This window comes from Leptospira ainazelensis (assembly GCF_016918785.1).
In the GTDB taxonomy this organism is placed as follows: Bacteria; Spirochaetota; Leptospiria; order Leptospirales; family Leptospiraceae; genus Leptospira; species Leptospira ainazelensis.
Window position 1 is genome coordinate 450496 of the sequence record NZ_JAFFPT010000079.1, and the last position, 14505, is coordinate 465000.

Consider the following 14505-nt stretch of genomic DNA (forward strand, 5'->3'; position numbering starts at 1 on the left):
AATAAAAGAGGAGCCTACTATCGGAATGAAAGAACGGGGAGGATTCACATACCAAATCGGCTTTGCAGGATATTCAAAAAATGGAATGTATCTCGTGAGTGATTGAGAAAAACAGGTTAGAACCGAAAAAGAGTGGTACCGCCAAGGGGAATTGAACCCCTGTTCCAAGAATGAAAATCTTGTGTCCTAACCACTAGACGATGGCGGCTTATCAGAACGTTCTTTTGAGTCGTCGGGGATTCGAACCCCGGACCCATTCCTTAAAAGGGAATTGCTCTACCAGCTGAGCTAACGACTCGAAGCGTTACGAAATACACGGTATTTTTCGAGTGTCTTGGGTCAATCAAAAACGCTGAAAAAATACTCCGATTCCTTAAAAAGAATCTCCGTGAATCGTGTCCTTACGATCCGGACCCGTTGATACAAGATTGATCTTCACCCCGATCAATTTTTCCAGAGTGGAAATATAATCCTTACACTTTTCAGGAAGTTTTTGGAATTCACTGATTCCGGAAATGTCGGTCTTCCAACCGGGGAACTCTTCATAGACGACTTCCACTTTTTCCAGACATTGTGATGGAAAACAATCCAGAGTTTTTCCGTTGAGTTTATAACCGACCGCAACCGGAATCGAATCATAATCGGAAAGAATGTCGATCTTAGTCAAAGCAATCGAAGTGATTCCGTTGATCCGAACCGAATGTTTCAACATCTCCGCGTCAAACCAACCGCAACGTCTCGGACGTCCCGTAGTAGCTCCGAATTCTCCGCCCTTCTGACGAAGCGCTTCTCCGGGTTCTCCCAACAATTCCGTTGGGAACGGACCTTCCCCCACTCTCGTCGTATAAGCCTTTGTGATCCCGATCACGTGCTTGAGATGTTGGAAAGAAATTCCGGTTCCGATCAGAGCCCCTCCGGTCGTAGGATTGGAGCTCGTAACATAAGGATACGTTCCAAAATCCACATCCAAACCGGTTCCTTGTGCGCCTTCCAAAAGGATTCTTTTTCCCTTTTTCAGTTCGTTGTCCAGATAGTATGCAGTATTTATAATATTCTTCTTAACCTTGGAAAGGAAGAATTTCAGACCTTCGTTGATCTCGTTGTAGGAAACGGGGGGCATTCCGTAGAGTTTCTCCAACTCCCGGTTTTTTTCTTCCACGAGGTGTTTGAGACGCGATTGATAGGAATCGTCCAAAAGATCCCCCACTCTCAAACCGGTCCTCATCATCTTATCCGCATAACAGACTCCGATTCCTTTTTTTGTGGTCCCGATCTTGTGTTCCTGGCTGAGAGTGGTCTCTCTTGCGGAATCGATCTGAGAATGATACGGAAACAAAAGATGGCAGGCGTCGCTTAACAAAAGTTTGTCATAAACAGGAAAACCTTCCTTCTGAAGACGATCACATTCTTCAATAAAGAAAAGAGGATCCAAAACGACTCCGTTACCGATCACACAGATCGTCTGGTCGTAGATCACCCCGGAAGGAACCAAATGAAAGACGTATTTTTTTCCGTGAACAACGACGGTATGACCGGCGTTCGCCCCGCCCTGATAACGAACGATGATGTCCGTGTCCTTAGAGAGAAAGTCGATAACTTTCGCTTTTCCTTCATCACCCCATTGGGTTCCTACTACTAACGATGCGGGCATAGTTTTTCCTCAAATTGCTGCTTGGTAAAATTACGTTTCATGATCGAAGATCGGAGAGAGGGGATTTCAAGGACGCCTCTAACGTGTTTACTACGAGTGCGTAGCCGCTTGCGTTTTTCTGAACTCCGGAAAACATTTCATAGAGATGATCATAAGCTCCTCCGGTAAGAACCGGATCGGGAGAACCTTGGAGATAACCTTGAAAAACAAAACCGGTATAATAATTCAAATCTCTTAAAAGCGAAAAATCGATACAAAGATCGATCTTTCTTTTTTTAGAATCCCAGGCTTTCAAAAGCCAAGAAGTTTCTTCCAAAACGATCCCGAGACTTTTTTTGAGATTTTCGGAAAGAGAATCCAGATTTAAAGAATTCTTCAAAGAATCCAGATTGAAATTGAGGACGAGTGCGTTTAACAAACGAATGAGATTCGAGTGATTCTTCTTTTCTCCGAAAATTCTTTCGATCTCGTTTACGTTTTTCTGATATAACAATTTGGATAGAATTTCGATCTCGCTCTGGGAAAGAGAATACTCCTGAACGATGGAATGAAACAGATTTACGTTTCCGAGTACGAGGGTGAGTTCGTTCTCCAAGGGAAGAAGAGAGATGATCTCATCCAATTCTTCCAAAATCCGAAGTGTGTTTTCCTTTCCGGAAGCTCCGATGGATTCGGCTCCGATCTGCAAAACTTCTTTTCGCGACACGCTCCCTTTCACGGTTTCCCTAAAAATTCTTCCCACATAGAAGATATTCTGATTCTCCTTTTGATGCGAAAAACCGGCCATCCCCTTTACGGCTTGCACCGTTAAATCGATGCTTGGCGAGATTTCATTTCCGGAAAGATCTCGGATTCGAAAGAGGGAAGAAGAATCGGGTGTGGAAACCGTCTGCAAAAAGGTCGAGCTGTAATCAAATGCGGGTAAGAATACTTCGGAATATCCTTTTTTTTTAAGAACTCCCGAGACCGTTTCGAGTAAGATACGTCTGTCTTTGCTGTCTTCGGGACCAAGGAAGTGAAACCCGTCCGGGATCCATTTTTTCTGGCTGGGTTCTGGGAGTTTTTGATTCATGTTTTGGAAGACTTCAGTTCCAAAATACAGTTCAAAACCCAGACGTCAGATTTCAAACCTTTTTAAAAAAATAGAATGACAATTCCCATTCCAAACAGATGATTATCATCCGATTCAGCGGATTCTCTCCATCTTCCGATTTATATCGACGATTTGGGCAAGTCCTTCTAAAAGGCCTTTCTCGGTTATAGCCCGGGATTCGCAAGAATCCGATTCCGACTCGGAAATTTCTTTCCGTTCGGAGTAAACCGAAAACGACTTTAAACCCCGATTCTCTTTCAAAGATCATATCGGAATGCGAACAACCCGGCTTCCACCGGATGAAAAAGAATTTTTATCGAAAGACCAGGAGTAAGATTGATGGCTGAGAAAGAATCCAGCGTTGGGAAATGGCAGAAAGAATTTTTCGAAAACATTCACTTGTTCAAACGTTCCGGAATGACGGAAGAAGAAGCCAAGAAGATTCTCCAGAAGTTTTTATACTTATCCTCCGTAACTCCCATGCCTCCGGTAATGGACGTATTCAAAGAACCGAATCTTCTCGAAAGCGTCGGCGTCTACACTTCTCCCGAACAGAGATCCCGGGAATTTATGATGGAATTTCTTTCTCCGATCATGAAACAATTTACGGTGGAAGGTGTGGACAATCTCAAATTGGTCAAACCCCTTCTCGGAAAATATCCGATCACACTGATTTCGAATCACCTTTCTCACTTAGACGCGCCCGCAATCTTTCATCAGCTCTATAACTGTTCTCCCGAAGGGAAATCGATCGCGGAACAATTGGTCTTTATCGCGGGAAGACTCGCTTACGAACCGGACTTTACCCGCCTCGGTCTTTATATGTTCGGAACTCTTTTGGTTTGTTCGAAAAGAGACATGGCTGACAACCCGAGTCTTTCGGACGTGATGACTAAGATCAACATGAGAGCTTTCCGACATTCTCAAAAACTTCAGTCGGACGGAAAAATCGTCGCCATCTTCCCGGAAGGAACTCGTTCGAGAGACGGAAGACTGATGCCTTTTGTCGAAACCGTCTATCACTACGTTGCAAACAAGGTCATCATTCCGATCTCCTTGGAAAAAACCGATAAGATTCTTCCAACCACAAGTTTGTTGTTCAATCAGGTAAACGGAAAAATCGTTATCGGTAAACCTGTGTTAGTTGGAGAGCTTTCCAGAAAACACATGGAGACGTTTCCGAAAGACGTGGAACAACTTCAGTTTCCGGAACACGGGGATAAAAAACAATTTCTCATCGACAACCTCGCGCTTCTCGTCGGTTCGAACTTAAACAAACACCAGCACGGGACTTATAGAAACCTCTACAAAGGGGACGTTTCGGGTAAAAACATTCTCATCAAAATTCCGAAAGAACCGGAAGAGAAGATCGTCGTCATCGGGGCGAGCAGTATGTCCATCGCTGTGGCAACCTTACTCGCCAACAAAGACGTTCTGGTTTATCTCTATCATCCGGATCAAACGTATACGGAACAATGTAACACGGAAAGAAGAGAATTAAAATACTATCCTCTCTATAAACTTCCTCCGAATTTGATCTTCACTTCCGATCCGGAAGTTCTTAGAACCGCGACCCTTTTTATCCAAGGAACCAATCCTTGGGAACTGATCAACGTCTATCCGGAGATCCAACCTTTTCTCAGCAAAAACAAGGCTCCTTTCTTCAACGTAATCAAAGGTTTTACGAGCACGGGTCTGATCTTGGACGAGGTTCAGACCGCCTTCGGATTGGAAGACGATCGTTTGGGTGTTATCGCCGGCGCTTGTTATCCGGATCAGATCATGGAAAGAAAAATCTCCGGGTTTGAGATCGCAGCGTCTAACGCGTCTCTGATTCCGAGAGTGCAAAAACTTTTCACGACCGGTTATATCTTTCCAAGACCTGCAAAAATTCCGACGGATATCAAAGGAGTTCAGTTAGGCGGAGCTCTAAAAACGATCTACGCTCTTGCGATGGGAATCGTGGAAGGATATTTTACGCAGACCCTAGGCGGTAACGTAGACAACTCTCTCTTCCATCTTTCCAATCGTTTTTTCTCGGAGATGACCGAGATCGGAACGAAAATGGGAGGACAACCGGAAACGTTCCAGGGCCTCTCCGGATTGACCGACTTTATGCTCTCTTGTTTTGGAACCGATGCAAAGGACAGAAAGACCGGATACGATATCGCCTACGGATCTCCTTCCGAAAGAATGTCGAACGGTTTTTACGGACTCAAGGTGATGCCGAATCTGATGAAGATCACGTCCGAAACTCCGGTCCTCGCCGCAGCTTATGAAATCGTGATCAACAAAAAGAACATGAGTGAAATCATTGAGATGATGGAAGGAAGACTCGCGAGAGTTTAAGAATCCCAAAAGACCAAAGTTCCGGCTTAACGGGGCTTTGGCTTTTGATCGGCTCTCGATCAAAAGAATAAAACCGGGTCGCTTGAGAACGACTTGCTATCTCGAAACGATCTTGGGTCTATTTTTTTCCAAAGGCTCAAACTCCTATCCGATTCGGATTTAATCTTCCGATTCGAAAGCAATATAATCTCTGAATATTCCGCCGCTGATAAATTTTTAAGAAGAATCTCGAAGGATCTAACATAACCGTCAGACCTTTTGCCTTTCGGAAATACCGATTCTACTCTTTCACTTTCTTATCTTGATTCAAAAGAATTGAAAAACGATCCACGTTTTTCGACCAATCCCTAAAGAATTATGTCGATTCAAACCCTTTTTTTAAAAGGAGTTCCTACATTGAGAGGGAGGGATCCATAGAAACGATACTGAAACCGTGGATCGAGTCGATGAATGTGCTTTTCTAAACCGCTGTTACTTTCCGAATTTGATTCCGAAGAATGTTGGAAAAAAATCCGATCCAGGATCCGGTCAAGAACTTCGGATTCTTCTCAAAGTGTTCGGAAAAATGTTATCAGAGGGTATGATTTCTGAAAACCCTCGGTTTTTTCTCAAGAATCGGCTTTGAATGGCTTTTGTAAAAAAGAAATTCAGTGAACCGAACTAAAGTAGGAACTCCCAATACAAATCGAGGAAGTCTTTCTTTACAATTCCGAAAAACATCTCAAACCGAACCAACTTCCGTACGATAGAACCGAAACGATCTCTCTATCCCGTGACGGTTTACTTTACTCTAAAAACGCGAAGGTTAGCACTCGCAATCTCCATGCGGCGCGATTAATAATTAAAGATTTCTAATTTATAACAAGCGGGGACGTATTTTATCTTTTGAGGTAGATTATCACGGACTTTGCGCCAAAGAGAATTTCTGATTGGCAAATTTTATGAAATACCAAGAGAACAAAAAAAAATCTATCCAAAGAAAGAGTTTTCATACTCAACTTTTCCGTTGGATCTGCTCTTTGTATCTTTTGGTTCTATTCTCCCATTGCCAATACGAACCCAAAAACAATTTCGATTTATTGCTTCTTACCGGCCAGGGACCGGGACCATCCGATACAACCACGGGGGGAGTGGATTTCGCGGATCCATCGTCTCCCGTTACGATTGCGGGTTGGCAAAACGAAGCATACATAAAGGCGAATAACGTAGGATTTGGAGGAGCTCTCTTCGGGCATAGCCTTGCGATTTCGGGAGATACGATGGTGATTGGTGCCTACCGAGAAAGTAGCGATCAAATAGGAATCACAAACGGCGGGATCGCAAGCCCGGCAAGTATGAATACATCCGCAATGGACTCGGGTGCGGCTTATGTTTACCGTAAAACTTCCGGGAACTGGACGTTGGAAGCGTATCTAAAGGCTTCCAACACAAACACAAACGATCGATTCGGCTGGAGTGTGGCGATTTCAGGAAATACGATCGTGGTAGGAGCGACCGGAAACGGCGGTTCTGGGTCCGCTTACGTTTTTGTTTTCGACAGCAATACTTCAACGTGGGCTCAAGAAGCTCTTCTAAAGGCGCCTAACTTTGGCGCGGGCGATCAATTCGGCTCCGGCGTAGCCATCGACGGAGATCTCATCGTAGTGGGCGCTCATTGGGAGGACAGCAATGAGAATTTTATCACAAACGGAACGACTGCGAGTGCGAATAATTCTAGAACCGATTCAGGCGCTGCATACATTTTTCGACGAACGGGTGTTATCTGGACGCAGGAAGCGTATCTCAAAACCCCGAATCCGGATAACAACGATTACTTCGGCTCCACCGTCGCCATCTCGGGAGATACTGTCGTAGTAGGAGCTCCCCAAGAAGGTAGCCTTTCCGGATTGATAAACGGAACCACTGCGAGCGCGGACAATACCAAGTTCAACTCCGGAGCTGCTTATGTATTCAGAAGAGTCGGAGCCTTATGGAATCAGGAAGCCTTTCTCAAGGCTTCCAATTTGGATAGTAACGATCAATTCGGGAAAAAAATATCAATCTCCGGCGATACAATTGCGATCGGCGCACCGTTCGAAGACAGCAACCAAAACGAAGTATCGAACGGATCCGTTGCAAGCTCCGATAATTCCGTCGGTAGCGCGGGGGCGGCCTATGTCTTCGAACGAACGGGAACAACTTGGGTTCAGAGCGCATTCTTAAAAGCTAAAAATGTACAGGGCGGAGATCAATTCGGTTCCAGCGTTTCAATCAACGGGAATCTAATCGCTGTGGGAGCAATCAACGAATCCTCCAATCAATCCACGATCACAAACGGAAGTTTAAGTCATTGGAACGAACAAATGCCTCAATCTGGATCCGTATATGTTTTTAGTAAATCTGCGGGTTGGAGCGCGGAATCGTATCTAAAGGCCCCAAACCCGGGAAGTTCCGACTTGTTCGGTTGGAGTGTGGGCGTTCACTCAAATAAGATAGTAGTCGGGGCAACTCAAGAATGTAGTAATCAAAACACGATTACTAACGGTAGCGCAGCAAGCGCCGATGATTCCGCGTTTAGAGCAGGAGCCGCGTATGTGTTTCAAAAATAGCTTTCAGACCGCGCTTGTCCGAAATCGAAATTTCAGTCGATGGGAAAAGGAAACCTCTTCGAAAAATTATAACGACAGAAAATTGCATTCTATATTTATAATATTCTTCTGTATTTTTTCTTTTTTTAATTGTCTCAAGGGCGGCGAAGAACAGCAATTTCTACTCAACTTTTTTATCACAACGGATCCCCCGATTACCAATCTCAAATATTCGATACCTTCCTATCAATACGCTAAGCTCGTACCGATCCCGACGTTACGCCCGAGCATTCAGGGAACCCCGACAAATTACTCAGTTTCTCCTTCTCTTCCTCGAGGTATCACGATCAATCCAAAAACTGGTTTTATCTCGGGAACTCCCCTTGAAGTCCTGAGTGTCTCCGAATTCACGATTACCGCCAGCAACTTCGGCAACGAAACAACTACCGTCTTAAGTTTAACCCCCACAGTATCTCAATGGGGAAACGCAGCGTTTACAAAAGCCTCAAACTCGGACATCGCGGATTATTACGGAAATGCGGTCGCTATTGACGGAGATACAATGGTGGTGGGCGCCTATCTTGAATGCAGTAACCAGACTACGATCACAAACGGAGCGACGTCAAGCTCCGATAATAGCGCGGACAGCTCCGGAGCGGTATATGTTTACAAAAGAACAAACGGCATTTGGGAACAGGAAGCCTATCTAAAGGCGTCTAACGCGGAAACGGGCGATTGGTTTGGATACAGCGTGGCGATATCGGGAGATACGATCGTAGTCGGAGCATATTTCGAAAGTAGCAATCAAACCTCGGTAACAAACGGAGCGCCGGCAAGTGCGGACAATACCGCCGGAGGCGCCGGTGCAGCCTATGTGTATCATAGAACCGGAACAACTTGGACGGAAGAGGCATATCTAAAGGCGTCTAACGCGGAAGCTGGGGATTCATTCGGCTACAGTGTGGCAATCAACGGAGATACGATCGTCGTCGGCGCGATCGGAGAAGCGAGCAATCAAATTACGATAACAAACGGAGCTGTGGCGAGTGCGGACAATTCCGCAGTGGGCGCAGGTGCGGTCTATGTCTATAAAAGAACCGGAACCAACTGGGCGGAGGAGGCCTACTTAAAGGCGTCTAACGCAGAAGCCGGAGACTCGTTCGGATTCGGCGTGGCAGTGAACGGAGATACCATCGCCGTCGGCGCGATCGGAGAAGCCAGCAATCAAATTACAATAACAAACGGAAATACTTCCAGCGCCGACAACACAGCCTGGTCGGCGGGAGCGGTCTACGTCTATAATCGAACCGGGACCAATTGGGCACAAGAATCCTACTTAAAAGCCGACAGCGCTCCGACAGGATATCAACTCGGTTATAGCGTTGCGCTGGAAGGAAATACGATTGTCGCAGGAGCGCCCGGAGCCGCCGAAGGAATCGTTTACGTATTCTTAAGAACCGGAGTTAGCTGGGTTCAACAAGGCTCCATCATTCCGTCCAATCCAGTTTCCGTGATTTTGTTCGGATATTCCGTCGCACTTTCGGGAGAAACTGTCGCTATAGGAACCTATTGGGAAAACGGAAACGAAAATAGAATCGTAAATGGAACAACCGCAAGCACTGATAACACCTTAGCGGAATCAGGAGCGACATACGTGTATAAAAGAACCGGAACAACTTGGACACAAGAATCGTATATCAAAGCGAAAAATGTACAATCGGGCGATTGGTTCGGAATGAGCGTCGGAATCTCGGGAGACACGGTGATTGCCGGAGCCCCCCAGGAAGATAGCGGACAAAACACGATTGCGCAAGGGACATTAGAAAATTGGAATGAAGGTAAACCGAACTCCGGAGCCGTCTACGTATTCAATCGATAAAAACTCGAAGGATTCGTTTTATAAAAAATCTACGAAGAAGAGTTTTCCAAAAAAAGAAAATCAATTACAAACATGGGATACGGTTATACCGTATTTAAAACCGAGATAACATTCCGCCTTCGTTCGATCGCCCAAACTCACACCCTGATCGTAAATAAGAGTTTCGGCGACTTTCGCATCTAAACCCGAGCCTCCCGCGTAAACGCCTAAGTAAGAAAGATTATTTCCCACAACGGGATAGACATTGGTGGTGGACTTATGTAAGACTCCGTTGACATACATCGAAGTACCCGAAGCGCTGAATTGCATCGTTAAAATATGAGCCGTATTGGTCGCATAGGAATCGCTTCTAAAATCTCCGCCCCCGCTATTGACGTTGAGTTGAGAACCGTAATACTTCAATATCAGAGTAACACCCGGTCCGGATAAGTGAAGAATCCCTTCGCTCGCAAAGGAAGTTGCGTTTTGTTCCAAGACAAAGAAAATCGTGTATTCGCTTCCGGAGATCGGCACCCCCGAACCGGAAAAAAATCTTCCTTCCGCGTTACTCATCTGTACGAACGGTCTTTGGTTTTTGTAATTCGGCAACCAATACGGTTCCTGATTCGCGTAGTATCTTGTGAACACATTCCCATTTGCCTGGTCGGTCCAAGTCATTATTTTATTGGCGCCGTCCTTGGCGATTCCTGACTCCGCATCGAGCCAAAGTACCAAATTTGAAACGTCGGAAGGCAAGTAATACGTCTTAGTTTGAACGATTTCCGAATAAGACTTTGTGCCGTCGTTTTGAATTTTCTCTAAAAGGTAATAACGGGTTTCTCCGCCATTCAAACCCGAATGGGAATAACTATTCTCCGTGGAGCCACCTCCGGTGATCTCTGGAGAATTTGTCGTTACTGACGAAGTTGGAGAAGAATAAATTTTATAACGAGATCCGTCTGTGTTTGCGGCCCAGCTCAATTTAACGGAATGAATATCGGCCGCCGCACTAAAAGTTAAGTCAGGGTTTACATTGCCTACCTTTCCACCACTCCCCGATAAAACATTGGGAACGGCGACTTGCAAAAGAAGTCCTGCAGGATTGCTGGAATCAAAACTAAATTTCTCCGCTTCCATACACGAAAATTGGAGCAAAAAAAGAGGAATCCCCAAGGAAGATTTCAGGAGAAAAGAATTTCTATGGAAGAATATTTTAAACAATTTTGAAGACGAATCCATCATGCGAAAACTCAATTCTCAAACTCTCAGTAGATTACGAGCAAAGGCTCATCTACTAAAAGCAACAGCCTACCCCTTTTCTGTTGATCATTTTTTATAGGATGATATAAATATTTATTAAATATCCAATTCCTGATAGTAAATCAGAATTTTTTTTCAACAAAAAGTATAGAACGTAAGTATATCCGTTCCGCAACAAAACTCAGACATCTCTTTTGTATTTTTTAAAAGTAGGAACTCCTTTTTTCATCTCGACAACAAAAATGACTTAGTTTTCACAAAAGGGAAACCGGTAAGTTTAGGAGAAAAATATGGACGGAGCATCGTTTGCGTCAAATACACAACATTCGGATTGGAAAGGAAAAAGACGGGTCTGCTATGAGAAAATAAAAAACCCGGCGAACCGGGTTTTTCTACCAAGAAAAAAACTTGGCAATCGGACCATTGTTGGTCGATTACTTTTTCTTTTTGGTTTCTTTTTCCTTTTTAGGAGCCGGTTCTTTTTTTGCAGGCGCAGGAGCAGCGCCGGATTTTCTCGCGGTTCTTTTATCTTCTCTTACTTTTGCTTGAGTTTCGCGTTTTTCTTCTCTTTCTTTCAAGAGAGACGCTCTGTCTTTTTTAGAAGTAAGTTCTAAGATTCCAACTTCGGAATTGTCGGAAGCTCTGTTCACAAGTTTCAGAACACGAGTATAACCGCCGTTCGTACTTTCAAAACGTTTTGCGATATCTTCGAAAAGTTTTACGACAACTTCGCGATCCTTGATTCTTTTCATCACTTCACGTTTGTTGTGAAGTTGAATTTCCGGTTTCAGATCGACTGCGAGATTTTTCTTGGCTCTAGTAATCAATTTTTCAGCATGAGAACGAATCACTTTCAATTTTGCCTGAGTGGATTCGATTCTTTCATACTTAAAAAGGCTAGTGATCATGTTATTGATCAGCGCGTCTCTGTGACCTTTGTTGCGGTTTAAATGTTTTACTTTATTTCTTTTGTTCATTTTAGAAATCCCTCATTCCGAAAGAGAGACCGAGAGTAGAAAGTTTCGTCTTCAACTCTTGTAGACACTGGTCGCTGTAGTGTTTGGATTTCGACATTTCTTCTTCGGATCTCTTCACGAGGTCACCGATAAAGTCGATTTCCAGACTTCTCAGCACATTGAGAGAACGAACGGAGAGTTCCAATTCTTCCACATGTTTAGACAAGGAAGCCTTGAGTTTTTCGTCAGCTTCATCCAGTTCGTCGTCTTCTTCTTCCAGTTCTTCTTCGAAATTGATAAATACTGTAAGATGCTCTTTTAGAATTTTAGCCGCTTGAGCCACAGCGTCGTCCGGAGAAACCGAACCGTCCGTCCAAACTTCCAGAGTCAATTTTTCGTAATCGGATCTCTGAGCGACACGGGTCTCGGAAACTTCGAAAACTACTTTTTGAACCGGAGAAAAGATAGAATCCACAGGAATCGTTCCAAGGACTTCGATATCTTTTTTCTTTTCTTCCGCAGGAACGTATCCTCTTCCTCTTTGAATTTCCAAATCCATAATGAGATTTGCGTCTTCATTGAGAGTCGCGATGTGAAGGTCCGGATTCATAATTTCGATGGAAGAATCCACTGCGAGATCTCCCGCTCTGAAATATCCGGCCCCTTTCAATTCGAGATGAATGATTTTACTCTGATCCTTTTCTTCCGGCTCGTATTTGATACGAACTTGTTTTAGGTTAAGAATAATTCTCGTTACGTCTTCCGCAACGCCTTCGATAAAGGAGAATTCATGATTCACCCCTTCGATACGAATCGCAGAAATCGCCGCTCCCTCGATCGAGGACATAAGAGTCCTTCTGAGAGAGTTACCGATAGTTGTGGCAAAGCCCCTTTCAAAAGGCTCTGCAACGAACTTCCCGTAATTCGGGGTGTTCGCTTCCGTGTTGAATTCTATCTTCTTAGGACGTTTAAACCCTTTAAGTAAGCTTTTGAGAGACAATTTGAGACCCTTCTATCAGATTTTATTTAGAGTAAAGCTCTACGATTACCTGTTCTTTAACCGGTAGATCGATATGGTGGCGCTCAGGCAATGCCGTAACGTCCCCGCCAAAGTTTGTGTAATCTGCCGATAACCAAGATGGAACTCCCTGCAATGATTGAGATAAACGAATGTTATCAGCAATGAAGGTAGAAGTTTTAAACTTGTCGCGAATTTCCACTTTATCCCCTACGTTGAGTCTGTAGGAAGGAATATCCACTCTATCTCCGTTCACAAGAATATGTCTGTGAGCGATGAAGTTTCTCGCTTGGCGGCGTGTTACCGCAAAACCAAGGCGATAAAGGACGTTGTCCAATCTTCTTTCCAAAAGTTGCAAAAGAATTTCACCGGTCACACCGTGCGCGTGAGAAGCTTCCTCGTAGTATCTGCGGAATTGTTTTTCCAAAAGACCGTAAGCTCTTTTGAGTTTTTGTTTTTCGCGAAGCTGTGCGCCGTATTCCGACACTTTTCCTTTCCGCTTAGTAGGCATACCAGGAGGCCCTTTGCGGTGGAATTTATCTTTATTAAAAGTATAGCTCGACTTAAGAAAGAGATCGACTCCCTCTCTTCTCATGATTTTTACAACAGGACCTCTATATCTTGCCATCTTAAACTACCTTAGACCCTTCTTCTCTTACGTGGACGGCATCCATTGTGAGGCAATGGAGTCACATCCTTAATCATCTTAATGTTCAATCCTCTGGCAACCAAAGAACGAATCGCAGACTCACGACCAATGCCGGGTCCGGAAACCATTACGTCAACTTCTTGCAAACCAGCGGCATCCATTGCTTTTTCAGCCGCATTTCCCGCAGCGATCTGAGCCGCATACGGAGTGGATTTTTTAGATCCACGGAATCCCATCGCACCGGAAGTGGACCAAGAAATTGTATTCCCGGCCATATCGGTAATGGTTACGATCGTGTTATTGAAGGAAGCGGTGATATAAACTTTCCCGCGAGGAACAACTTTCTTTTCCTTCTTTTTAACTTTCTTTTCTTTCTTGGATTTCTTATCGTCAGCCATGATTACTTAGTTACCTTTTTCTTATTCGCTACAGTCTTCTTGCCGCCCTTTCTGGTTCTGGCGTTGGTTCTGGTTCTCTGACCATTTACCGGAAGACCTCTTCTATGTCTGAGTCCTCTGTAGCATCCAATGTCCATCAAACGTTTGATGTTCAGTTGGATTTCGGAACGCAGGTCCCCTTCCACTTTTGCACTTTCTTCAATCGCCTTACGAATCGCCGCTTCTTGAGCCTCGTTGAGGTCTTTTACGCGAATCTTTTCGTCTACTCCGGCTTTTTTCAAAATTCCTCTAGACAAGGAATTTCCTATTCCGAAGATATAGGTTAATCCAATAACAATTCTTTTTTCTCTTGGAAGGTCAATACCTGCAATACGCGCCATATTTCTTATGCTTGCCTTTGTTTGTGTTTCGGATTGGTGCAGATCACGCGGATTACACCTTTTCTTCTGATAACCTTGCAGCTAGAGCAGATTTTCTTAACTGATGTTCTTACTTTCATAACAATTCCTACTTTTTGCGGTAAGTAATTCTACCCTTAGAAAGATCGTAAGGGGAGAGTTCTACCGTAACTTTATCACCCGGCAAAATCCGGATATAGTGCATTCTCATCTTTCCGGAAATATGAGCCAAAACTTTATGGCCATTTTCCAATTCTACACGGAACATCGCGTTGGGCAGGGGCTCAAGTACGGTGCCATCGACTGTG

At 44.4% G+C, this 14505-nt stretch carries 13 protein-coding genes and 2 tRNA genes (1 of these 15 only partly in view); 3 read left to right on the forward strand and 12 right to left on the reverse strand.

Features of this window, described 5'->3' with window-relative positions:
* Positions 1–133 precede the first annotated feature (133 nt).
* The 4 genes from JWG44_RS20925 to JWG44_RS20940 form a co-directional block, all read right to left on the reverse strand.
* Positions 134–208: transfer RNA gene (locus JWG44_RS20925), tRNA-Glu, on the reverse strand.
* Between the two features lie 17 nt (positions 209–225).
* Positions 226–298: transfer RNA gene (locus JWG44_RS20930), tRNA-Lys, on the reverse strand.
* Positions 299–373: 75 nt separating this feature from the next.
* Positions 374–1651 carry an adenylosuccinate synthase gene (locus JWG44_RS20935; protein WP_205276985.1) on the reverse strand — a complete coding sequence of 426 codons (1278 nt, stop codon included), beginning with the start codon at positions 1649–1651 and terminating at the stop codon, positions 374–376.
* 37 nt (positions 1652–1688) lie between these two features.
* Positions 1689–2723, reverse strand: coding sequence for an ATP phosphoribosyltransferase regulatory subunit (locus JWG44_RS20940; RefSeq protein WP_205276986.1), 1035 nt, complete (start codon positions 2721–2723; stop codon positions 1689–1691).
* Positions 2724–3083: 360 nt separating this feature from the next.
* On the opposite strand from JWG44_RS20940, the gene JWG44_RS20945 reads away from it, so the two are divergent.
* From JWG44_RS20945 to JWG44_RS20955, 3 genes are all read left to right on the forward strand, one after another.
* Positions 3084–5093, forward strand: coding sequence for a 1-acyl-sn-glycerol-3-phosphate acyltransferase (locus tag JWG44_RS20945; protein ID WP_205276987.1), 2010 nt, complete (start codon positions 3084–3086; stop codon positions 5091–5093).
* Between the two features lie 941 nt (positions 5094–6034).
* The gene (locus tag JWG44_RS20950; protein WP_205276988.1) at positions 6035–7681 is read left to right on the forward strand and encodes an FG-GAP repeat protein; all 1647 of its coding nucleotides are present in this window, start codon (positions 6035–6037) and stop codon (positions 7679–7681) included.
* Positions 7665–9539 carry a putative Ig domain-containing protein gene (locus tag JWG44_RS20955; RefSeq protein WP_205276989.1) on the forward strand — a complete coding sequence of 625 codons (1875 nt, stop codon included), beginning with the start codon at positions 7665–7667 and terminating at the stop codon, positions 9537–9539. The genes JWG44_RS20950 and JWG44_RS20955 overlap by 17 nt, the downstream gene beginning before the upstream one ends.
* A 60-nt stretch (positions 9540–9599) precedes the next feature.
* Here JWG44_RS20955 and JWG44_RS20960 read toward each other — a convergent pair whose 3' ends face one another.
* From JWG44_RS20960 to infA, 8 genes are all read right to left on the reverse strand, one after another.
* A complete protein-coding gene (locus tag JWG44_RS20960; RefSeq protein ID WP_205276990.1) occupies positions 9600–10673 on the reverse strand; it encodes a fibronectin type III domain-containing protein in 1074 nt (357 codons plus the stop codon).
* A 539-nt stretch (positions 10674–11212) separates the two neighbouring features.
* The gene (gene rplQ, locus JWG44_RS20965; protein WP_205276991.1) at positions 11213–11755 is read right to left on the reverse strand and encodes a 50S ribosomal protein L17; all 543 of its coding nucleotides are present in this window, start codon (positions 11753–11755) and stop codon (positions 11213–11215) included.
* A gap of 1 nt (position 11756) precedes the next feature.
* Entirely contained in the window at positions 11757–12734 is a 978-nt protein-coding gene (locus JWG44_RS20970) for a DNA-directed RNA polymerase subunit alpha (protein ID WP_069608364.1), read from the reverse strand.
* A gap of 22 nt (positions 12735–12756) precedes the next feature.
* Positions 12757–13380, reverse strand: a complete 624-nt coding sequence (rpsD, locus tag JWG44_RS20975) for a 30S ribosomal protein S4 (RefSeq protein WP_069608365.1) — start codon at positions 13378–13380, stop codon at positions 12757–12759.
* A gap of 11 nt (positions 13381–13391) precedes the next feature.
* On the reverse strand, positions 13392–13799 hold the full coding sequence (rpsK, locus tag JWG44_RS20980; protein ID WP_118967644.1) for a 30S ribosomal protein S11: 408 nt from the start codon (positions 13797–13799) through the stop codon (positions 13392–13394).
* A 2-nt stretch (positions 13800–13801) separates the two neighbouring features.
* On the reverse strand, positions 13802–14179 hold the full coding sequence (gene rpsM, locus JWG44_RS20985) for a 30S ribosomal protein S13 (RefSeq protein ID WP_118967643.1): 378 nt from the start codon (positions 14177–14179) through the stop codon (positions 13802–13804).
* A gap of 5 nt (positions 14180–14184) precedes the next feature.
* Positions 14185–14298 (reverse strand): 50S ribosomal protein L36, encoded by a 114-nt coding sequence (gene rpmJ / locus JWG44_RS20990; protein ID WP_000868428.1) that lies wholly within the window; start codon positions 14296–14298, stop codon positions 14185–14187.
* An 8-nt stretch (positions 14299–14306) separates the two neighbouring features.
* Positions 14307–14505: the 3' portion of a translation initiation factor IF-1 gene (infA, locus tag JWG44_RS20995; protein ID WP_001040194.1), read on the reverse strand. 20 nt of this gene lie beyond the right edge of the window; only the last 199 of its 219 coding nucleotides appear in the window; the start codon falls outside the window, past its right edge; its stop codon occupies positions 14307–14309.

Excerpts from the sequence above, each read along its gene's own strand:
- JWG44_RS20935 (WP_205276985.1), bottom strand. The coding sequence starts at position 1,651 with ATGCCCGCATCGTTAGTAGTAGGAACCCAATGGGGTGATGAAGGAAAA.
- JWG44_RS20940 (WP_205276986.1), bottom strand. The coding sequence starts at position 2,723 with ATGAATCAAAAACTCCCAGAACCCAGCCAGAAAAAATGGATCCCGGAC.
- JWG44_RS20945 (WP_205276987.1), top strand. The coding sequence starts at position 3,084 with ATGGCTGAGAAAGAATCCAGCGTTGGGAAATGGCAGAAAGAATTTTTC.
- JWG44_RS20950 (WP_205276988.1), top strand. The coding sequence starts at position 6,035 with ATGAAATACCAAGAGAACAAAAAAAAATCTATCCAAAGAAAGAGTTTT.
- JWG44_RS20955 (WP_205276989.1), top strand. The coding sequence starts at position 7,665 with ATGTGTTTCAAAAATAGCTTTCAGACCGCGCTTGTCCGAAATCGAAAT.
- rplQ (WP_205276991.1), bottom strand. The coding sequence starts at position 11,755 with ATGAACAAAAGAAATAAAGTAAAACATTTAAACCGCAACAAAGGTCAC.
- rpsD (WP_069608365.1), bottom strand. The coding sequence starts at position 13,380 with ATGGCAAGATATAGAGGTCCTGTTGTAAAAATCATGAGAAGAGAGGGA.
- rpsK (WP_118967644.1), bottom strand. The coding sequence starts at position 13,799 with ATGGCTGACGATAAGAAATCCAAGAAAGAAAAGAAAGTTAAAAAGAAG.
- rpsM (WP_118967643.1), bottom strand. The coding sequence starts at position 14,179 with ATGGCGCGTATTGCAGGTATTGACCTTCCAAGAGAAAAAAGAATTGTT.
- rpmJ (WP_000868428.1), bottom strand. The coding sequence starts at position 14,298 with ATGAAAGTAAGAACATCAGTTAAGAAAATCTGCTCTAGCTGCAAGGTT.